The sequence below is a fragment of the Streptomyces sp. NPDC054794 genome (assembly GCF_053611585.1).
This window is the reverse complement of the sequence record NZ_JBSHAQ010000030.1, coordinates 90567-108489: the sequence shown is the minus strand read 5'-3', so window position 1 is coordinate 108489 and position 17923 is coordinate 90567. Positions and strand designations below refer to the sequence as shown.

At 70.3% G+C, this 17923-nt stretch carries 21 protein-coding genes and 4 tRNA genes; 19 read left to right on the top strand and 6 right to left on the bottom strand.

The window, feature by feature from the left end; translation table 11 throughout:
- Positions 1-139: 139 nt before the first annotated feature.
- Positions 140-628, bottom strand: a complete 489-nt coding sequence (locus ACWGKT_RS29005) for a YajQ family cyclic di-GMP-binding protein (protein WP_235459187.1) — start codon at positions 626-628, stop codon at positions 140-142.
- Positions 629-854: 226 nt separating this feature from the next.
- On the opposite strand from ACWGKT_RS29005, the gene ACWGKT_RS29000 reads away from it, so the two are divergent.
- Both ACWGKT_RS29000 and ACWGKT_RS28995 read left to right on the top strand, forming a co-directional pair.
- Positions 855-936 (top strand) — tRNA-Tyr (locus ACWGKT_RS29000).
- A gap of 246 nt (positions 937-1182) precedes the next feature.
- The gene (locus tag ACWGKT_RS28995) at positions 1183-1395 is read left to right on the top strand and encodes a hypothetical protein (RefSeq protein WP_453276009.1); all 213 of its coding nucleotides are present in this window, start codon (positions 1183-1185) and stop codon (positions 1393-1395) included.
- A 24-nt stretch (positions 1396-1419) separates the two neighbouring features.
- Here the strand turns inward: ACWGKT_RS28995 and ACWGKT_RS28990 are convergent, their stop codons facing one another.
- Both ACWGKT_RS28990 and ACWGKT_RS28985 read right to left on the bottom strand, forming a co-directional pair.
- Positions 1420-2076: an NAD(P)H-binding protein gene (locus tag ACWGKT_RS28990; protein WP_453276008.1), complete on the bottom strand. Its 657-nt coding sequence runs from the start codon at positions 2074-2076 to the stop codon at positions 1420-1422.
- 106 nt (positions 2077-2182) lie between these two features.
- Positions 2183-3466, bottom strand: a complete 1284-nt coding sequence (locus tag ACWGKT_RS28985; protein WP_453276007.1) for an amidohydrolase family protein — start codon at positions 3464-3466, stop codon at positions 2183-2185.
- A 330-nt stretch (positions 3467-3796) separates the two neighbouring features.
- Between ACWGKT_RS28985 and ACWGKT_RS28980 the strand changes: the two genes are divergently transcribed.
- The 6 genes from ACWGKT_RS28980 (at position 3797) to ACWGKT_RS28955 (ending at position 6407) form a co-directional block, all read left to right on the top strand.
- Positions 3797-3869: transfer RNA gene (locus tag ACWGKT_RS28980), tRNA-Thr, on the top strand.
- 46 nt (positions 3870-3915) lie between these two features.
- Positions 3916-3988, top strand: a tRNA-Met gene (locus tag ACWGKT_RS28975).
- 89 nt (positions 3989-4077) lie between these two features.
- Complete coding sequence (gene rpmG / locus ACWGKT_RS28970) at positions 4078-4242, top strand: 50S ribosomal protein L33 (RefSeq protein ID WP_003948671.1); 165 nt, start codon at positions 4078-4080, stop codon at positions 4240-4242.
- A gap of 87 nt (positions 4243-4329) precedes the next feature.
- Positions 4330-4794 (top strand): MaoC family dehydratase N-terminal domain-containing protein, encoded by a 465-nt coding sequence (locus ACWGKT_RS28965; RefSeq protein WP_356148745.1) that lies wholly within the window; start codon positions 4330-4332, stop codon positions 4792-4794.
- 5 nt (positions 4795-4799) lie between these two features.
- On the top strand, positions 4800-5228 hold the full coding sequence (locus ACWGKT_RS28960) for a MaoC family dehydratase (RefSeq protein WP_453276006.1): 429 nt from the start codon (positions 4800-4802) through the stop codon (positions 5226-5228).
- 123 nt (positions 5229-5351) lie between these two features.
- Complete coding sequence (locus tag ACWGKT_RS28955; protein WP_453276005.1) at positions 5352-6407, top strand: UDP-N-acetylmuramate dehydrogenase; 1056 nt, start codon at positions 5352-5354, stop codon at positions 6405-6407.
- Positions 6408-6477: 70 nt separating this feature from the next.
- Here ACWGKT_RS28955 and ACWGKT_RS28950 read toward each other — a convergent pair whose 3' ends face one another.
- Complete coding sequence (locus ACWGKT_RS28950; protein WP_453276019.1) at positions 6478-7110, bottom strand: NAD(P)-dependent oxidoreductase; 633 nt, start codon at positions 7108-7110, stop codon at positions 6478-6480.
- A gap of 240 nt (positions 7111-7350) precedes the next feature.
- Here ACWGKT_RS28950 and ACWGKT_RS28945 point away from each other — a divergent pair, with 240 nt between their 5' ends.
- Positions 7351-7983: a TetR/AcrR family transcriptional regulator gene (locus ACWGKT_RS28945; RefSeq protein WP_453276018.1), complete on the top strand. Its 633-nt coding sequence runs from the start codon at positions 7351-7353 to the stop codon at positions 7981-7983.
- A 49-nt stretch (positions 7984-8032) separates the two neighbouring features.
- Positions 8033-8734: a hypothetical protein gene (locus ACWGKT_RS28940; protein ID WP_453276004.1), complete on the top strand. Its 702-nt coding sequence runs from the start codon at positions 8033-8035 to the stop codon at positions 8732-8734.
- Here ACWGKT_RS28940 and ACWGKT_RS28935 read toward each other — a convergent pair.
- Both ACWGKT_RS28935 and ACWGKT_RS28930 read right to left on the bottom strand, forming a co-directional pair.
- Positions 8679-9719: an adenosine deaminase gene (locus ACWGKT_RS28935; RefSeq protein WP_453276003.1), complete on the bottom strand. Its 1041-nt coding sequence runs from the start codon at positions 9717-9719 to the stop codon at positions 8679-8681. The genes ACWGKT_RS28940 and ACWGKT_RS28935 overlap by 56 nt on opposite strands.
- A 147-nt stretch (positions 9720-9866) precedes the next feature.
- Positions 9867-11093, bottom strand: a complete 1227-nt coding sequence (locus tag ACWGKT_RS28930; protein WP_453276002.1) for a pyridoxal phosphate-dependent aminotransferase — start codon at positions 11091-11093, stop codon at positions 9867-9869.
- Positions 11094-11356: 263 nt separating this feature from the next.
- Here ACWGKT_RS28930 and ACWGKT_RS28925 point away from each other — a divergent pair.
- The 9 genes from ACWGKT_RS28925 to rplL all read left to right on the top strand — a co-directional run bounded on the left by ACWGKT_RS28925 (position 11357) and on the right by rplL (position 17596).
- A tRNA-Trp gene (locus ACWGKT_RS28925) sits at positions 11357-11429 on the top strand.
- Between the two features lie 106 nt (positions 11430-11535).
- The gene (gene secE, locus ACWGKT_RS28920; RefSeq protein WP_235459177.1) at positions 11536-11820 is read left to right on the top strand and encodes a preprotein translocase subunit SecE; all 285 of its coding nucleotides are present in this window, start codon (positions 11536-11538) and stop codon (positions 11818-11820) included.
- 80 nt (positions 11821-11900) lie between these two features.
- On the top strand, positions 11901-12773 hold the full coding sequence (gene nusG, locus ACWGKT_RS28915; protein ID WP_453276001.1) for a transcription termination/antitermination protein NusG: 873 nt from the start codon (positions 11901-11903) through the stop codon (positions 12771-12773).
- A gap of 167 nt (positions 12774-12940) precedes the next feature.
- The gene (gene rplK / locus ACWGKT_RS28910; RefSeq protein ID WP_055515278.1) at positions 12941-13375 is read left to right on the top strand and encodes a 50S ribosomal protein L11; all 435 of its coding nucleotides are present in this window, start codon (positions 12941-12943) and stop codon (positions 13373-13375) included.
- Positions 13376-13456: 81 nt separating this feature from the next.
- Positions 13457-14182 (top strand): 50S ribosomal protein L1, encoded by a 726-nt coding sequence (rplA, locus tag ACWGKT_RS28905; RefSeq protein WP_235459175.1) that lies wholly within the window; start codon positions 13457-13459, stop codon positions 14180-14182.
- Between the two features lie 171 nt (positions 14183-14353).
- On the top strand, positions 14354-15289 hold the full coding sequence (locus ACWGKT_RS28900) for a hypothetical protein (protein WP_453276000.1): 936 nt from the start codon (positions 14354-14356) through the stop codon (positions 15287-15289).
- Between the two features lie 169 nt (positions 15290-15458).
- Complete coding sequence (locus ACWGKT_RS28895; protein ID WP_453275999.1) at positions 15459-16271, top strand: hypothetical protein; 813 nt, start codon at positions 15459-15461, stop codon at positions 16269-16271.
- A 290-nt stretch (positions 16272-16561) separates the two neighbouring features.
- Positions 16562-17092: a 50S ribosomal protein L10 gene (gene rplJ, locus ACWGKT_RS28890; RefSeq protein WP_020941659.1), complete on the top strand. Its 531-nt coding sequence runs from the start codon at positions 16562-16564 to the stop codon at positions 17090-17092.
- A gap of 114 nt (positions 17093-17206) precedes the next feature.
- A complete protein-coding gene (gene rplL / locus ACWGKT_RS28885; protein ID WP_356148724.1) occupies positions 17207-17596 on the top strand; it encodes a 50S ribosomal protein L7/L12 in 390 nt (129 codons plus the stop codon).
- Positions 17597-17923: the final 327 nt, after the last annotated feature.

Genomic DNA, 17923 nt, shown 5'->3' with positions numbered 1-17923 from the left:
CCCGCGCGCCCCGCGCCGGGGTCACCGCGCGCGCGGCGCGGGTCCGCGGGGGGCCCCCCCCGGGGCCCCCCCCCCTCGCCACTCCTCGTGCGCGCGCTCCGGCGGCCCGCCGGAGTCACAGCGCCACCGGAATCCCGGACTACCGGTAGTTCACGAACTGCAGCGCGAAGTCGAAGTCCTGCCCCTTCAGGAGGGCGATCACGGTCTGCAGGTCGTCGCGGCTCTTGGAGCTGACCCGCAGCTCGTCGCCCTGGACCTGGGCCTTTACACCCTTGGGGCCCTCGTCACGGATGATCTTCGCCACCTTCTTGGCGTTCTCCTGGGAGATGCCCTCCTCGATGGACGCGAAGATCTTGTATTCCTTGCCGGAGAGCTGCGGCTCGCCCGCGTCCAGCGCCTTCAGCGAGATGCCGCGCTTGATCAGCTTGGACTGGAAGACGTCGAGGATCGCCTTGACCCGCTCCTCGGAGTTCGCCTGCATCAGGATCTTCTCGCCGGACCAGGCGATCGAGGCGTCCACGCCCTTGAAGTCGTAACGCTGGGAGACCTCCTTGGCGGCCTGGTTGAGGGCGTTGTCGACCTCCTGCCGCTCGACCTTCGAGACGATGTCGAAACTGGAGTCGGCCATGTCCTGTGGCTCCTTGTATCGGGGTGCGTATCGGGTGCGTGTCGGCGTGCGTGGGGGTGGCCGCCGAGCCCGGCACTGGGCCGGTCCGCATCCGCACCAGCCTAGCCATCCCACGCCCCGAGAGTGCCGATCAATCGAGTGGCGAAGCACCCCTGTGCATCGGGTATTGTTTACGTCGTTGCCAGGGAGCACCGCCGAAAAGCGGTGCGACGGGGCAGCAAACCCCGGCGGTGTGCCCGAGCGGCCAAAGGGAGCAGACTGTAAATCTGCCGGCTCAGCCTTCCCAGGTTCGAATCCTGGCGCCGCCACTTTGGGGAAGACCCCCTCCACTCTGCGGAAACGCGGACTGGAGGGGGTCTCTTCGTGTGCGCGGACAATCTTTCGGGCGGATTCACGCAGGGTGACCTGCCTCACGCCGTGCCGCCCGGATTCCGGGGCTGTCAGGAGTGGCGCTGACCGGCTTTCAGTGCGCGCACGAGCCTGCTTTTGCCAGTTGCCGCCTGTGCACCTGCGGTGCCTCGCCGGACACCGGCGGCGCGGGGCACACTGGCCTCATGTCGTCCCGTCGTAGGGCCTGTCCGGTGTGTCGTCGTGAAATCGCCGTGGTCGCGGGGCGGTTCGCGCGGCACGATCCGCCCGGGGCGCGGGAGGGCGGGGAACTCGTCTCGTGTGCCGGGTCGCGGCGGCAGGCGCAACTGGGGGCCGTCCAGCCGGCGTTGGACGGATACGCCGTGCCGGCGTTCCCCGGGCAGCTGCCTCTCTTCTGAACGTCCAACGGCCCGGGGGCAACCTCAGTTCCCGGCCACGGACTTCACCGCCACCGACACCGGCGTCGAGCCGCCGATCAGCTCCAGCGTCAGGCCGGCCGTCGCCGAGGTGTCCACCAGTTCCGCCAGGACCGCAGCCACGTCGTCGCGGGTGACCTGGCCGCGCCCGGTGTGCGCCTCCAGACGGACCAGGCCCGTGCCGGGGTCGTTCGTCAGGGCACCGGGGCGCAGGATGGTCCAGTCCAGGGCGTCCAGGCCGCTGACGTACGCGTCGGCCTCGCCCTTGGCGCGCAGGTACACGTCGAAGATCTCGTCGCCCCGGTGCGCGGGATCCGCGCCCATCGAGGAGACCACCACGAAACGGCTTACGCCCGCGCGCACCGCCGCGTCCGCGAACAGCACCGCCGCGGCCTTGTCCACCGTGTTCTTCCGGGCCGCGCCACTGCCCGGGCCTGCGCCCGCCGCGAAGACCGCCGCGTCCGCGCCCCGCAGCCGCTGCGCGACCTCGTCCACGGAGGCCGACTCCAGGTCGAGCACGACCGGCTCGGCGCCCGCCTCACGAAGATCGTCGCTCTGCTCGGACCTGCGGATGATCCCCGCGACCTCGTCCCCGCGCGCGGAGAGCAACCGCTCCAGCCGCAGCGCGATCTGACCATGACCACCAGCGATGACAATGCGCATGAATCCGACCGTACGCCCGAGAAGCCGCATCCGCCGCACGACTTCAGGGCAGTCACCCGGGGGTTGTTCCGGGGGAATTTCCGTCCTTCGCCCGGATGAGTTTCCGTCAGGACAACTCCCCGCGTCCCTGCCGGGGCAGCCCCAGTTCCACCGCCACCGCCGAGTTGCAGTACTCCCGCACCGCGCTGGTACGGGCCACCACGCGCCCCCGGTGCACCACGATGCGGCTGTAGGCCAGGGACAGGGCGCCGGCGAGGCGGTCGCCGCGTACGGCGAGGAGTTCGGCGGGGAAGCCGGCCTCCACGCGTACCTCGGGGAGGGCGAGGGCCGCGCGCGCGGAGGCGCTCACCGCGTCGTAGGAGTCCTCGGGGCGCAGACCGTGGCGCGAGGCGAGGAGGAAGGCCGCCTCCAGGGGGTCGCCGCGACCCACGGGGTTGGAGACGTCGCGCAGGGCGCCGCTGCCGGCGGCGACCCGGACCCCGGCCGCGCGCAGCAGTCGTACCGGCGCGGTACCCCGCCGGTCGACGGCGCCGCAGCCGCCCTGCGGCAGGCACACCACCGTCACCCCGGCGGCGGCGAGCTGGTCGGCGACGCGGGAGGCCGCCTCGGCGGGCAGCCGGGTCAGTCCGGCGCACGGACCGAGCGTCACGCCGGGGCGCAGACCGCCGGCCATCGCCGCGAGCCGGGACAGGCGGGCCGGGTCGGCGGCGTCCGTGTGCAGGTCGACGGGGCAGCCGTGTTCGGAGGCCAGCTCCAGGACCGTCTCCACATAGCCCGTGGGATCGGGGTCCAGATCCGGACAACCGCCCACGACGGAGGCGCCCATCTTCACCGCGTCCCGCAGCATCGCGAGCCCCTCGGCGCCGGCCACCCCGGTCAGCACCCGAGGCATCGCCACCGCCGTCAGCTCGGCGAGCCCGCGCAGCGACCGCCGCGCCTGCAGGACGGCGGAGAGGGCGTCCAACCCCTGGACGTCGCCCACGCGTACGTGTGCCCGCTGCACCGTGGCCCCGTGCCCGAGCTGCAGCAGCGCCGCCTCCGTGGCCCGGCGCTGGACGTGCTCCGGCTCGTACGAGACCGGTCCGGCGCACTCGCCGGACAGCGCGGTGTCGGCGTGGGCGTGCGGTTCGCACGGGGCGGGCAGCAGCAGATAGCCGCTGAGGTCCACGCGGGCCCCCGCGCCGCGGGCCGGTCCCGGCGCCAGGCTGCCCGCCGTACCGACCGCCTCGATGCGCCCGCCGCCCAGCCGTACGTCCACGGTCCGGCCGTCGGTGAGCCGGGCCCCGCACAGCAGGAGCGCGGCCGCGTCGGACCGACCCGAGGAGCCCGGCGAGTTCGAGCCCGGCGAGTTCGGCGACGAGGGGGGCGGCTGCGGCTGACTGTCGGGCATCGCGCTCCAGGGGCTCGGGGGTCCATCGGTCGGATCCACCGGCTCGGGGTCCACGGCCACGGGGGCCACCGGTTCGGGGATCGTGCTCGGGGGACCCAAGATCACGGAGAGTGAGTCGAGCCTAGGGTGGGGAGGCGCGCGGAGCTGGGAGGAGCGCAATAGTCGTACCGGCGTGGTCCGCCGCGCGGTCGAGGCTCGCGCGCAGGTGGGGCGAACCGCCTGCGGGAGGTGCGTACGAGGCTGCCGGGAAGCCTGCTGAAGAGGCCCCGGAGGGCCGCTGGAAACGGATTTGGGTGAACGGCTGCGGACCGTGTAATGTCTTCATCGCTCGCCCCAATAGCTCAGTCGGCAGAGCGTCTCCATGGTAAGGAGAAGGTCTACGGTTCGATTCCGTATTGGGGCTCTGGTGTGTGAGGTTCCCGTCGCGAGGCGGGACTCGATCACATCAAAGCGGTGTAGCTCAGTCGGTAGAGCAAGCGGCTCATAATCGCTGTGTCACCGGTTCAAGTCCGGTCACCGCTACTGACAGTAGCCGATTGCGGGGTCGGTCCTTCGATCGGCTACTCTTTCTTGCGTTGAATTGACCCATCCGTTCGTCAAGGAGCACTCACGTGGCTGCCACCGACGTCCGCCCGAAGATCACGCTGGCCTGCGTGGAGTGCAAGGAGCGGAACTACATCACCAAGAAGAACCGGCGTAACAACCCGGACCGTCTTGAGATGAAGAAGCACTGCCCGCGTTGCAATGCGCACACCGCGCACCGCGAGACGCGATAAATCAGGCTCGTACATGAGGCCGCCCCCGCAGTTGGGGGGCGGCCTCATGTCGTTTCACACACTGCTCAGACCAGGAGGTGCCGAGCCATGGCGCTCGACCAGTCCTTCGTGGGGCGGACCTACCCGCCCACCGAGCCCTATGAGGTGGGCCGGGAGAAGATCCGTGAATTCGCGGAAGCGGTGGGGGACGCCAACCCCGCGTACACCGACGCGGAGGCGGCCAAGGCGCTCGGCCATCCGGATGTGATCGCGCCGCCGACGTTCGTGTTCTCGATCACCTTCAGGGCCGCCGGCCAGGTCGTCGAGGACCCGCAGCTCGGGCTCGACTACAGCCGCGTGGTCCACGGCGACCAGCGGTTCGTCTACACCCGCCCGGTGCGCGCCGGAGACCGGCTCTCGGTCGTCTCGACCATCGAGTCGATCAAGTCGCTCGCGGGCAACGACGTCCTGGACGTCCGGGGCGAGGTGCGCGACGAGGCGGGCGAGCACGTCGTGACCGCCTGGACCAAGCTGGTGGCGCGCGCGGCGGACGCCGAGGGCGGGGAGGGCTGAGACCGATGACGACGAAGATCGCGTACGACGACGTCGAGGTCGGCACCGAACTGCCGGCCCAGAGTTTCCCCGTGACCCGCGCCACCCTGGTGAGGTACGCGGGAGCCTCCGGGGACTTCAACCCCATCCACTGGAACGAGAAGTTCGCCAAGGAGGTGGGCCTGCCGGACGTCATCGCGCACGGCATGTTCACCATGGCCGAGGCGATCCGCGTGGTCACCGACTGGACCGGCGATCCGGGCGCGGTCGTCGAGTACGGCGTCCGCTTCACCAAGCCCGTCGTCGTCCCGAACGACGACCGGGGCGCCCTGATCGAGGTCAGCGGCAAGGTCGCGGCCAAGCTCGACGACAACACCGTGCGCGTGGACCTCACGGCCATGAGCGACGGCAAGAAGGTGCTCGGGATGTCCCGGGCGGTCGTGCGCCTGGCCTGACCCGCTCGTACCGAGTAAGGGGCGTCCTCCCTTGCGGGGCGCCCCTTACACATGCCCGCCCGGTGGCCTCGCGCGGGCCCGCGGTCGACCGGGCTGTCGGTGGCGTCTCGTAGTCTTGGGCGCGTGCAGGAACTCCACGACGCCCCCCTCGCCCCGCTGACCACCTTCCGGCTGGGCGGTCCCGCGACCCGGCTGGTCACCGCCGAGACCGACGCCGAGGTGATCGCCGCCGTCCGCGAGGCGGACGACAGCGGCACACCGCTGCTGGTGATCGGCGGCGGCTCCAACCTGGTCATCGGCGACAAGGGCTTCGACGGCACGGCCCTGCGCATCGCCACGCGGGGGTTCGAGCTCGTCGGCACGCGCCTGGAGCTGGCGGCCGGCGAGGTGTGGACCGACGCCGTCGCCCGCACCGTCGAGGCCGGGCTCGCGGGCGTCGAGTGCCTCGCCGGGATCCCCGGCTCGGCCGGCGCGACGCCGATCCAGAACGTCGGCGCGTACGGCCAGGAGGTCTCCTCGACGATCACCGAGGTGATCGCGTACGACCGGCACGAGGGCAGGACGGTCACCCTCACGAACGAGGAGTGCGCCTTCTCGTACCGCCACAGCCGCTTCAAGGCCGACCCCGCGCGCTATGTCGTGCTGCGCGTCCGTTTCGAGCTGGAGGACGCCGCCGGGCTCTCGGCGCCCGTCAAGTACGCCGAGGCGGCCCGCGCCCTCGGGGTCGAGCCGGGCGAGCGGGTGCCGCTCGGTGCCGCGCGCGAGACGGTGCTGAGGCTGCGGGCCGGCAAGGGCATGGTCCTGGACGCCGAGGACCACGACACCTGGTCGGCCGGGTCCTTCTTCACCAACCCGATCCTCACCCACGAGCAGTTCGCCGCGTTCCACGCGCGCGTGCGCGAGCGGCTCGGCGACGGCGTCGAGCCGCCCGCCTACCCCGCGGGGGACAGCCACACCAAGACCTCGGCGGCCTGGCTGATCGACAAGTCCGGCTTCACCAAGGGGTACGGCACCGGGCCCGCCCGCATCTCCACCAAGCACACCCTCGCCCTCACCAACCGGGGCGGGGCCACCACCGAGGACCTCCTCGCGCTGGCCCGCGAGGTCGTCGCCGGCGTCCACGAGGCCTTCGGGATCACGCTGGTCAACGAACCGGTGACGGTGGGCGCGAGCCTCTGAGGCACCGGGGGCCGGGTTCCGAGGCAGTCGACGTGCCTCCGGCGCACCCGGCCCGAGCCTCCAGCGGCTCCTAATAAGCCACCCCCACCCCCTGCTTGACCGTCCCCGGATCGTCCGCCATCGCCAGCATCGCGTGGGCCACGTCCGTGCGTGCCAGGAAGCGGCCCTTGACGGGAGTGCCGCCGACGACCGTGCGGTACGCGCCGGTGAGGGGCTTGTTCTGCAGGCGCGGCGGGCGCACCGCCGTCCAGTCCGTGCTGCTGCGCGCCAGCTCGGCCTCCATCTCCCGCAGGTCGTCGTAGACGTCCTTGAGGGCCGCGGAGACGATGCGCCGTGCGGTGCGGTCCAGCAGGCCGTCGCCCTCCGGCTCGGGGCCGACGGGCGCGGCGCTGACCACCAGCAGCCGCCGCACCCCCTCCGCCTCCATGGCGGCCAGGATCGTACGGGTCATCCGGGCCGTCACCCCGTCGGCCTTGCGGTTGCGCGAGCCCAGGGCGGACAGCACCGCGTCCCGCCCCGCGACGGCGGGGCGGAGCGCCTGCGGGTCGGTGAGGTCGGCGCGGAACACCTCCAGGCGCGCGCCGGTCACCTCCAGGCGTGCCGGATCGCGCACCACGGCCGTGACCCGGTGACCGGCGGAGAGCGCCTGGCGGACTATCTCCCCGCCGACTCCGCCGGTGGCGCCGAAGACGGTGAGGTTCATGCCGTTCTCCCGGCCCCGGGTGTGCTCCAGCCCCGTGCCGTGCTCAGGGTTCTTGCCGTCCCTGCCGTCCCTGCCGTCCCTGCCGTCCCTGCCGTCCCTGCCGTACTCCCGATCCATGGCCCGCTCCCGGTCTCGGATGTAGTGGGTGAGTACTCACTCACCCTGTCTCTCTCCTAGAGTGAGTAAGTAATCACCCACCCGTCAAGAATGAATGGAGCGGCCATGGGACGCTTGGGCGTCATGGAGCAGAAACCGGCCCGCATCCGCATCCTCGACGCCGCTCACGAGCTGATGCTGACCGTCGGGCTCGCGCGGGCCACCACCAAGGAGATCGCCAGGGCGGCCGACTGCTCCGAGGCGGCGCTCTACAAGTACTTCACCAGCAAGGAGGAGCTGTTCGTCCGCGTGCTCACCGAGCGCCTGCCGCAACTGGCTCCCCTGCTGCGCAGCCTCGCCGCCGAGCCGGGACAGGGCACCCTGGAGGAGAACCTCACCGAGATCGCCCGTCAGGCCGCTCTCTTCTACGAGCAGAGCTTCCCGATCGCCGCCTCCCTGTACGCCGAGACGCAGCTCAAGCGGCGGCACGACGACGCGCTGCGGCAGATGGGCGCGGGACCCCACATGCCGATCGAGGGCCTCGACGCCTACCTCCGCGCCGAGCGGACCGCCGGGCGCGTCCGCCCCGACGCCGACACCTTCGCGGCCGCCTCCCTGCTGCTCGGTGCCTGCGCCCAGCGCGCGTTCGCCTACGAGGCGACCGAGACGGGCGCGCTGCCCGAGGTGGAGGACTTCGCGCGCCGCCTGGCCCGGACGCTGCTGGGCGGAATCTCCGTTGCGGATGCCGCCGCCCGGCCAGCACCCTGGGGTGCGTGAACAACCCCGACCACCCCGACCACCCCGGCCGCCCTTCCGCCACGCGCCCGTGCGGCTGAGACTGAGCGAGTTCCGGCCCAGGACGGGCCCGTACGAGCACCGGGTCGTCCAGCCCCGGCAGCCCCTGTGCCACACCTCGCTGCGCGCCCCCGACCCCGTCGGCCTGCTGCTCGGCGACCACGACGGGCTCAGCCGCCTCGCGGGCCTGTTCTCGTTCGCCGCCTGCTCACGCCACACGATCGTCCATGTGCCGCTGCGGGACGGGGTGTTGCCCGACGAGGGCGTCGGGGAACCGGTCGACCTCGTCCTGGTCCACCACACGTACGGACTGCGCCCCAGCGCCTGGCCCCAGCTGCGCCGCGCGCTCACCACCGGCGCCCCGCTCACCGTCCGCACCGACGAGGCGCGCACGGCGCGGGACGCCGCCGCCCGGCGCCGGCAACACGCGGACTCCCGGGACGAGCTGCGACACGCCACACACGCCCGCACGTTCTTCCTGTTCGGCGGCCGGGACCTCTTCGCCGAGGCGGCCATGTCCTTCGCCCACGCGGCGGGCTGGGGGCCGCGTCACAAGAGGGCCGCCCAAGGGCAGTCGGCGCTGATGGCGGGTCTGCCGAGCCTGGTCCAGCCGCCCGGCGGCGGGCACCCCGTCGAGGTCCTGATCTGCTTCAAGCCCTACCCGCCCTACGCCCACTTCAGGAGACCGGGCGCCCGACCCAGTCGTCCACGCCCTCCAGCAGCTTCGCCTTGACGTCCGCCGGTGCCGCCGAACCCCTCACCGACTGCCGGGCCAGTTCCGCCAGTTCCGCGTCCGTGAAGCCGTGGTGCCGGCGCGCCAGCTCGTACTGGGCGGCCAGGCGGGAGCCGAACAGCAGCGGGTCGTCGGCGCCCAGGGCCATGGGGACTCCGGCCTCGAAGAAGGTCCGCAGCGGGATGTCCTCCGGCTTCTCGTAGACGCCCAGCGCCACGTTCGAGGAGGGGCACACCTCGCAGGTCACGCCCCGGTCCGCCAGCCGCTTCAGCAGCCGCGGGTCCTCCGCGGCGCGCACGCCGTGTCCGATCCGCGAGGCGTCCAGGTCGTCCAGACAGTCCCGCACCGACGCCGGGCCGGTCAGCTCGCCGCCGTGCGGTGCCGCGAGCAGGCCGCCGTCGCGGGCGATCGAGAACGCCCGGTCGAAGTCCCGCGCCATGCCCCGCCGCTCGTCGTTCGAGAGCCCGAAGCCGACCACGCCCCGGTCCGCGTAGCGCACCGCGAGCCGGGCCAGCGTGCGCGCGTCCAGGGGGTGCTTCATGCGGTTGGCGGCCACCAGGACGCGCATCCCCAGGCCGGTGTCCCGGGACGCCGTCTCCACCGCGTCCAGGATGATCTCCAGCGCCGGGATCAGGCCGCCCAGGCGGGGCGCGTACGACGTCGGGTCGACCTGGATCTCCAGCCAGCCCGAGCCGTCCTTCAGGTCCTCCTCGGCGGCCTCGCGGACCAGCCGCCGGATGTCGTCCGGCTCGCGCAGGCAGGAGCGCGCCGCGTCGTACAGCCGCTGGAAGCGGAACCAGCCCCGCTCGTCCGTCGCCCGCAGTCTCGGCGGCTCCCCGCTGGTCAGCGCCTCCGTCAGGGCGTCGGGCAGGCGCACGCCGTACTTGTCGGCCAGTTCGAGCAGGGTGGCGGGTCGCATCGACCCGGTGAAGTGCAGGTGCAGATGGGCTTTCGGCAGCTCAGAGACATCACGTACACGCTCCATTCCAGGATCCTGCCGTACGTTCCCGTCGTCCCGGTAGCTCTTTCCTCGAACGTGGTCTTGCTCGCACGCCCACACGAAGAAGCGGGCCGCCTCCCCGGAGGGAAACGGCCCGCCACGCGCGCGTGCGGCGCGAGGACGCCGGTGGCGTCAGTCGCGCGCCTCCGCGAGCAGCTTCTGGATCCGGCTCACGCCCTCGACGAGATCCTCGTCACCGAGCGCGTACGAGAGCCGCAGATAGCCGGGGGTGCCGAAGGCCTCGCCCGGGACGACCGCGACCTCGGCCTCGTCCAGGATCAGCGCGGCCAGCTCGACCGAGTTCCGCGGGCGCTTGCCGCGGATCTCCTTGCCGATCAGGGCCTTCACCGACGGGTAGGCGTAGAAGGCGCCCTCGGGCTCCGGGCAGAGCACGCCGTCGATCTCGTTGAGCATCCGCACGATCGTCCGGCGGCGGCGGTCGAAGGCCTCGCGCATCTTGGCCACGGCCTCCAGGTCGCCGGAGACGGCGGCCAGGGCGGCGACCTGCGAGACGTTGGCGACGTTCGAGGTGGCGTGCGACTGGAGGTTCGTCGCGGCCTTGATCACGTCCTTCGGGCCGATGATCCAGCCCACGCGCCAGCCCGTCATGGCGTACGTCTTCGCCACACCGTTGACCACGATGCACTTGTCGCGCAGCTCGGGCAGGACCGCCGGCAGCGAGGTGAACGTCGCGTCGCCGTAGACCAGATGCTCGTAGATCTCGTCCGTCATGACCCACAGGCCGTGCTCGACGGCCCAGCGGCCGATCGCCTCGGTCTGCTCGGCGCTGTAGACCGCGCCGGTCGGGTTCGAGGGGGAGACGAAGAGGACGACCTTCGTCTTCTCCGTGCGGGCCGCCTCGAGCTGCTCCACGCTGACCCGGTAGCCGGTGGTCTCGTCGGCGACGACCTCGACCGGGACGCCGCCGGCCAGGCGGATCGACTCCGGGTACGTCGTCCAGTACGGCGCCGGGACGATGACCTCGTCGCCCGGGTCCAGGATCGCGGCGAAGGCCTCGTAGATGGCCTGCTTGCCGCCGTTGGTGACGAGGATCTGGGCCGGGTCGACCTCGTAGCCGGAGTCGCGCAGCGTCTTCGCGGCGATGGCGTTCTTCAGCTCGGGCAGACCGCCGGCCGGGGTGTAGCGGTGGTACTTCGGGTTCTTGCAGGCCTCGACCGCGGCCTCGACGATGTAGTCGGGGGTCGGGAAGTCGGGCTCACCCGCGCCGAAGCCGATCACCGGACGCCCGGCGGCCTTGAGGGCCTTGGCCTTGGCGTCCACGGCGAGGGTGGCGGACTCGGAGATCGCGCCGATTCGGGCGGAGACCCGGCGCTCGGTGGGAGGGGTAGCAGGGCTCATGGGGCCCATCGTTCCAGACCGGAAATGCCCCCGGCACGCGGGTTTCACAGACTGAACAGCATCGGACCGACTCCTGAACAGGCGTCCGGATACGCCCTCCGGCCAGGACGATCTTCCGTTCCGGGTACCGGTACCGGCACTTTCTGTTCGACGACTGGCCCGCAACCACGTACACTCTCACCTCGTTGGCCTTCAGCAGCCGCGGTACAGCCGGTGCACACCGAGCACCCGGTCGGATGCGGTAAGTTGGGGGAAACAGCCAAAGGGTCGTAGCTCAATTGGTAGAGCACCGGTCTCCAAAACCGGCGGTTGGGGGTTCAAGTCCCTCCGGCCCTGCTACACACACCGCCAGGATGTGTGCGCATGTACGTACAGCATTGCACCGCCGTGCGGCTCAGAACCGGGCGCGGCACGGCCATGACCCGGGATCAGGTGAGGAAGCATGACGGACGCCGTGGGCTCCATCGACACGCCTGATGCTCAGGATGAGGTATCGGAGACCAAGAAGGCCCGCAAGGGTGGCAAGCGCGCCAAGAAGGGCCCGCTGAAGCGCCTCGGGATCTTCTACCGCCAGATCATCGCGGAACTCCGTAAGGTCGTCTGGCCGACGCGCAACCAGCTGACGTCGTACACCACGGTGGTGATCTTCTTCGTCGCCATCATGATCGCGCTGGTGACCGTGATTGACTATGGGCTCAACCACGCCGCCAAGTACGTCTTCGGCTGAGCCAGGAGCGAAGGGCGCCGTGGTACCGGCGCCCCTTTTCGCATGTTCCACCTCTATGTATCCAGGAAGAAGCAGCCATCGTGTCTGACCCGAACCTGAACGACGCCATTGAGCCTCGCGGGGAAGCCGCCGAGTCGGCGGATGACGAGCTCGACATCGTCGAGGGCGCGGACGAGCAGGACGAGTTCGAGGCTGCCGAGGCCGAGGCGGGGGAGGCGGCCGAGGAGGCCGCGCTGCACGTCGAGGATGAGGCCGACGAGGTTGCCGAGGACGACGAGGCCGGCGAGCCCGAGGCCCTGGTCGACGAGGCGGCCGAGGAAGAGCCCGCCGAGCCCGTGGACCCCATCCAGGCCCTGCGCGAGGAACTGCGGATCCTGCCCGGCGAGTGGTACGTGATCCACACGTACGCCGGTTACGAGAACCGCGTGAAGACCAACCTGGAGCAGCGCGCCGTCTCGCTGAACGTCGAGGACTACATCTTCCAGGCCGAGGTGCCGCAGGAAGAGGTCGTCCAGATCAAGAACGGCGACCGCAAGACCATCAAGCAGAACAAGCTCCCGGGCTACGTCCTGGTCCGCATGGACCTGACGAACGAGTCCTGGGGTGTCGTGCGCAACACGCCGGGCGTCACCGGCTTCGTCGGCAACGCCTACGACCCCTACCCGCTGACCCTGGACGAGATCGTCAAGATGCTCGCCCCGGAGGCGGAGGAGAAGGCCGCGCGCGAGGCCGCCGAGGCCGAGGGCAAGCCCGCCCCGCAGCGCAAGGTCGAGGTCCAGGTGCTGGACTTCGAGGTCGGCGACTCGGTCACCGTCACCGACGGCCCGTTCGCCACGCTGCAGGCGACCATCAACGAGATCAACCCCGACTCGAAGAAGGTCAAGGGCCTGGTGGAGATCTTCGGCCGCGAGACGCCGGTCGAGCTCTCCTTCGACCAGATCCAGAAGAACTAGTTCCTTCTGGACGAATGCTTCCGCGCAGGTCAGGCAGGCTGTCGCAGCCGGTCTGACCTGCGCGGTTTTTGGCCGCGCATCCATACCCGTTATCGTTGTGCGGTATGCCTGCGTCCGGGTGGTTCCCGGAAGCCGGCAGGACCCGAATCGAAAGGACCCGGAGAGCTATGCCTCCCAAGAAGAAGAAGGTCACGGGGCTCATCAAGCTCCAGATCAACGCCGGTGCGGCGAACCCGGCCCCGCCGGTCGGCCCCGCGCTCGGCCAGCACGGCGTCAACATCATGGAGTTCTGCAAGGCCTACAACGCGGCGACCGAGTCGCAGCGCGGTTGGGTCATCCCGGTGGAGATCACGGTCTACGAGGACCGTTCCTTCACCTTCATCACCAAGACCCCGCCGGCCGCGAAGATGATCCTCAAGGCCGCTGGTGTCGAGAAGGGCTCCGGCGAGCCGCACAAGACCAAGGTCGCCAAGATCACCGAGGCGCAGGTCCGCGAGATCGCCCAGACCAAGCTTCCCGACCTGAACGCCAACGACCTGGACGCCGCGTCGAAGATCATCGCCGGCACCGCCCGCTCCATGGGCATCACGGTCGAGGGCTGAACCCCACCTTCGTAGAACCCCCGTGGTAGGGCCTGCTCGGCCCGTACACCACGACTCCTTCAGAACCCACAGGAGCAAGTTGTGAGCAAGCGCAGCAAGGCTCTCCGCGCTGCGGACGCCAAGGTCGACCGGGAGAAGCTGTACGCCCCGCTCGAGGCCGTCCGTCTCGCCAAGGAGACCTCCACGACCAAGTTCGACGGCACCGTCGAGGTCGCCTTCCGTCTGGGTGTCGACCCGCGTAAGGCCGACCAGATGGTCCGTGGCACCGTGAACCTGCCGCACGGCACCGGCAAGACCGCCCGGGTCCTGGTCTTCGCGACCGGTGACCGTGCTGCGGCCGCAGAGGCCGCGGGCGCCGACATCGTCGGCTCCGACGAACTGATCGACGAGGTGTCGAAGGGCCGTCTGGACTTCGACGCCGTCGTCGCCACCCCGGACCTCATGGGCAAGGTCGGCCGCCTCGGCCGCGTCCTCGGCCCCCGTGGTCTGATGCCGAACCCGAAGACCGGCACCGTCACCCCCGACGTGGCCAAGGCCGTCACCGAGATCAAGGGCGGCAAGATCGAGTTCCGCGTCGACAAGCACTCGAACCTGCACTTCATCATCGGCAAGGCGTCCTTCGACGACGCCAAGCTGGTGGAGAACTACGGCGCCGCGCTGGAGGAGATCCTCCGTCTGAAGCCGTCCGCCGCCAAGGGTCGCTACATCAAGAAGGCCGCCATCACCACCACGATGGGCCCCGGCATCCCGGTCGACCCGAACCGCACCCGCAACCTCCTCGTCGAGGAGGACCCGGCCGCCGTCTGAGCCTGAGCTCACCCTGGTAGCCGCGTCAGGTACGCGTCAGAACAAGGGCGGGTCCCGGAACCTTTCGAGGTACCGGACCCGTCCTTTTCTGTGTCCGGACTCTTCTCGTACGGACACCAGGGGCCCGCGCCCGCGTGCGGGGGCCGCGACATAGACACAGGGGTGGGACGAATGACGAGCACGACCGTGCGCCGGGTGACCCTCTCGATCGCGGTGGTGACCGCTCTGACGGGAGTGGCCGCCTGCGGCACCTCCGGTTCCTCCGGCGGTTCGGACAAGAGCGGCAAGGACTCGGGCCGGACGGTGAACATGAGCCCCGTCGCGGCCCTGCGCAACGCCGAGAAGTCCACCGACAAGGCCGAGTCGGCCAAGGTGCGCTCCACGACCACCATCGGCTCCGTGATGGGCATGTCGGCCGACGGCGCCCTCAGCTGGGGCGACGGCCTCACCGGCAACCTGACCATCACCTACACGGGCGGCACGATGGCCGAGTCGATGCGCAAGCTCGGCTCGTCCTCGATGGAGGCCCGCTACCTGCCGGACGCTTACTACGCCAAGATGAGCGACAAGTTCGCCCAGCAGGCCGGCGGCAAGCACTGGATCCGGTACGACTACGACGCCCTGGCCAAGCTCGGCGGCGGCTCCGGCGCGTTCATGAAGGACCAGATGCAGAACACCACGCCGAACCAGTCGGTGAAGCTGCTGCTGGCCTCCGGTGACGTGAAGAAGGTCGGCGAGGAGAAGGTCTCCGGCGAGAACGCCACGCACTACGCGGGCACCGCCAATGTCGCCGACCTGGCCGGCAAGAGCAGCAACCTCAGCGCCAAGCAGATGGACGACCTGAAGAAGCAGCTCACCCAGGCCGGGGTCACCACGGAGACCGTGGACATCTGGGTCAACGACCAGAACCTGCTGGTCAAGGCGATCGTGAAGGCCGACATGGCGGCCGGCAAGATGACCCAGACCGCGTACTACAGCGACTACGGCACGAAGGTCTCGGCCGAGAAGCCCCCGGCGAGCGACACCAGGGACTTCACCGACCTCATGAAGAGCACGGGAACCGTGGGCTCCGGCGCGGGATCCGTGGGCTCCGGCACCGGTTCCTGAATCCCCGGCGCCGACTCCTGAACTCCCGGCACCGGCAACGGACTTCACCACCAGCGCCCCGGGAATTCAGCGGCACGCGCGAAACCCCCTGGGGTACGCTCCCGATCTTGCCGTGCGCCGACCACGCACCGGCCGAGCGTTTCCTGGGGGGATTCCAATGGGGCATGCCATGCGTGCTCCACTCGCCGTCCTGCTCCTCGCCGCCGGCGCCGCCGGCTGCGCGGACACAGGTGTGGAGCGGTCCTCGGACTCGTCGGCCGCGCGGGCCGTCCTGCGGGCCGTGGCGAAGACCGAGGACGCCCCGTCCCTGCGCTACCGGACGACCGGGAGGCTGCCGGAGGACGGGCGGGTCCGCGCCGACGGGGTCGTCGGCACCGCGCCACGGGTCGCCGCGGTCAAGCAGTCCGGTCTGAGCGGCGCCGACCGCGGCGAGTTCGAGATGCGCCTGGTCGACCGAGTGCTCTACCAGCGCATGGGCAAGCAGCAGGTGCACGGCAGGCACTGGGCCGGCTTCGGCCCGAGAGCCAGGTTCCTCTCCGGCTCCGGCCTGAAGATGGACACCAGCGCGATACGCGACCAGACCGGACGCAACCCGGCCCGCGAGGCCGCCTTCCTGGCCGCCGCCGACGACGTACGACGGGTCGGCGGCGAGAAGGTCGCCGGGACCGCCACCACGCACTACGCGGGCACGGCCACCCTCGACGCCGTGAGCGCCTGGCTCAAGGACCGGGGCGACGCCCCGGGGCGCGGCCAGACGACCCTCAAGATGTACCAGGGCATGGGCGTCGACGAGCTCACCATCGACGTGTGGGTCGGCTCCGACGGCCGCGTCAAGCAGCACCGCACCCGGGGCTTCGGGCGGCACGGCGAGCTCGATCTGACCGTCGTCCTGCGCGACTTCGGCAAGCCGGTGTCCGTCCAGGCACCGCCCGCCGGGGACACGGTCGACCTGAGCAGGCCCGCGAGGAAGGGCCGCGGCTGAGTCCCGTACGGGCCGATTTGCTTGACCGCGTCCGGGTCCCGTACTCTCCTACAGAAGCCAAAGACCGCTGGTCGTTGCCGCACGTTCGCAAGAAGGTGCGGTGGCCGAAGGATCCGCTGAAAAGTGGGCGACCCGCGCAGGTGACAGTGGAAGAACTCCCGGAGCAACACGCGCCCTCGCGTGTGCGGCCGGTCGAGTCCGCCCCGTGCACCTGCGCCGGGGCGTTTGTTTTACCCAGACCTCCTTCGGGTCCGCGCGGTCCGAATCACCCGGAAGGAGGCCGAGGCTCTATGGCGAGGCCCGACAAGGCTGCCGCGGTTGCCGAGCTGACGGACAAGTTCCGCAGCTCCAACGCCGCCGTGCTGACTGAGTACCGCGGTCTCACCGTGGCGCAGCTCAAGACGCTGCGCCGGTCGCTCGGTGAGAACGCCCAGTACGCCGTGGTGAAGAACACGCTGACCAAGATTGCGGCCAACGAGGCCGGGATCACGCTGGACGACCAGCTCTTCGCTGGTCCGACGGCCGTCGCCTTCGTCACCGGTGACCCGGTGGAGTCGGCGAAGGGTCTGCGCGACTTCGCCAAGGACAACCCGAATCTCATCATCAAGGGCGGTGTCCTTGACGGCAAGGCGCTGTCCGCCGATGAGATCAAGAAGCTTGCGGACCTCGAGTCCCGCGAGGTTCTGCTCTCCAAGCTGGCCGGTGCGTTCAAGGGCAAGCAGTCCCAGGCTGCCTCTGTCTTCCAGGCGCTCCCGTCGAAGCTCGTCCGCACCGTGGACGCGCTTCGTGCCAAGCAGGACGAGCAGGGCGGTGCCGAGTAATTCGGCTCGCTTTCTGATCCTCACCGCGTGAGGTGAGGGTCGATGCGGGCCCGACGTACGCCCGCCTTACCCAGTACACCCGGCACCCGCCGATTTAGTGGAAGGACCGCCATCATGGCGAAGCTCACCCAGGACGAGCTGCTTGCCCAGTTCGAGGAGATGACCCTCATCGAGCTCTCCGAGTTCGTGAAGGCCTTCGAGGACAAGTTCGACGTCACCGCTGCCGCTGCCGCCCCGGTCGTCGTGGCCGGCGCCGCTGGTGCCGGTGCGGGCGCCGAGGCCGTCGAGGAGAAGGACGAGTTCGACGTCATCCTCACCGGCGCCGGCGACAAGAAGATCCAGGTCATCAAGGTCGTGCGTGAGCTGACCTCGCTGGGTCTGAAGGAGGCCAAGGACCTCGTTGACGGTGCCCCGAAGCCCGTCCTCGAGAAGGTCGCCAAGGACGCCGCCGAGAAGGCCGCCGAGTCCCTCAAGGGCGCCGGTGCCTCGGTCGAGGTCAAGTAAGACCTCCCTGGAGTCTCCGCGACTCTCTCCGCGCGCTGAATACGGCCTCCTAGGGCTGTAACGCGAACGCACCGAAGGGCGATCATCCATCCGGGTGGTCGCTCTTCGGCGTTCCTGGGAGGTCGGCCACGGTTACCTTGCGGCCGTGACGGCGAGGGGTAAGGTGATCTTCGTCGTGTCCCCGGCGCCTCGGGTTCGGGCTGGGGGGCCTTGACGAACCGCACGCAGCGCGCAATTCTCAGGACGCGTCGTCACAAGGATCCGAATCCGAGGCATGGATCGACGACGAAGAGGGCAGTATCAACGTGCGTTGAGGGCAGGCAGGAC

What these genes read in the sequence shown, in the direction of transcription:
- ACWGKT_RS28945 (WP_453276018.1), top strand. Translation starts at nt 7,351, where the DNA reads ATGGAGCAGAAACCGGCCCGCATCCGCATCCTCGACGCCGCTCACGAG.
- ACWGKT_RS28960 (WP_453276006.1), top strand. Translation starts at nt 4,800, where the DNA reads ATGACGACGAAGATCGCGTACGACGACGTCGAGGTCGGCACCGAACTG.
- ACWGKT_RS29005 (WP_235459187.1), bottom strand. Translation starts at nt 628, where the DNA reads ATGGCCGACTCCAGTTTCGACATCGTCTCGAAGGTCGAGCGGCAGGAG.
- rplK (WP_055515278.1), top strand. Translation starts at nt 12,941, where the DNA reads ATGCCTCCCAAGAAGAAGAAGGTCACGGGGCTCATCAAGCTCCAGATC.
- ACWGKT_RS28985 (WP_453276007.1), bottom strand. Translation starts at nt 3,466, where the DNA reads ATGCCCGACAGTCAGCCGCAGCCGCCCCCCTCGTCGCCGAACTCGCCG.
- rplJ (WP_020941659.1), top strand. Translation starts at nt 16,562, where the DNA reads ATGGCGAGGCCCGACAAGGCTGCCGCGGTTGCCGAGCTGACGGACAAG.
- ACWGKT_RS28965 (WP_356148745.1), top strand. Translation starts at nt 4,330, where the DNA reads ATGGCGCTCGACCAGTCCTTCGTGGGGCGGACCTACCCGCCCACCGAG.
- ACWGKT_RS28900 (WP_453276000.1), top strand. Translation starts at nt 14,354, where the DNA reads ATGACGAGCACGACCGTGCGCCGGGTGACCCTCTCGATCGCGGTGGTG.
- ACWGKT_RS28930 (WP_453276002.1), bottom strand. Translation starts at nt 11,093, where the DNA reads ATGAGCCCTGCTACCCCTCCCACCGAGCGCCGGGTCTCCGCCCGAATC.
- ACWGKT_RS28990 (WP_453276008.1), bottom strand. Translation starts at nt 2,076, where the DNA reads ATGCGCATTGTCATCGCTGGTGGTCATGGTCAGATCGCGCTGCGGCTG.
- rplL (WP_356148724.1), top strand. Translation starts at nt 17,207, where the DNA reads ATGGCGAAGCTCACCCAGGACGAGCTGCTTGCCCAGTTCGAGGAGATG.
- ACWGKT_RS28935 (WP_453276003.1), bottom strand. Translation starts at nt 9,719, where the DNA reads ATGGAGCGTGTACGTGATGTCTCTGAGCTGCCGAAAGCCCATCTGCAC.
- ACWGKT_RS28995 (WP_453276009.1), top strand. Translation starts at nt 1,183, where the DNA reads ATGTCGTCCCGTCGTAGGGCCTGTCCGGTGTGTCGTCGTGAAATCGCC.
- ACWGKT_RS28950 (WP_453276019.1), bottom strand. Translation starts at nt 7,110, where the DNA reads ATGAACCTCACCGTCTTCGGCGCCACCGGCGGAGTCGGCGGGGAGATA.
- secE (WP_235459177.1), top strand. Translation starts at nt 11,536, where the DNA reads ATGACGGACGCCGTGGGCTCCATCGACACGCCTGATGCTCAGGATGAG.
- ACWGKT_RS28895 (WP_453275999.1), top strand. Translation starts at nt 15,459, where the DNA reads ATGCGTGCTCCACTCGCCGTCCTGCTCCTCGCCGCCGGCGCCGCCGGC.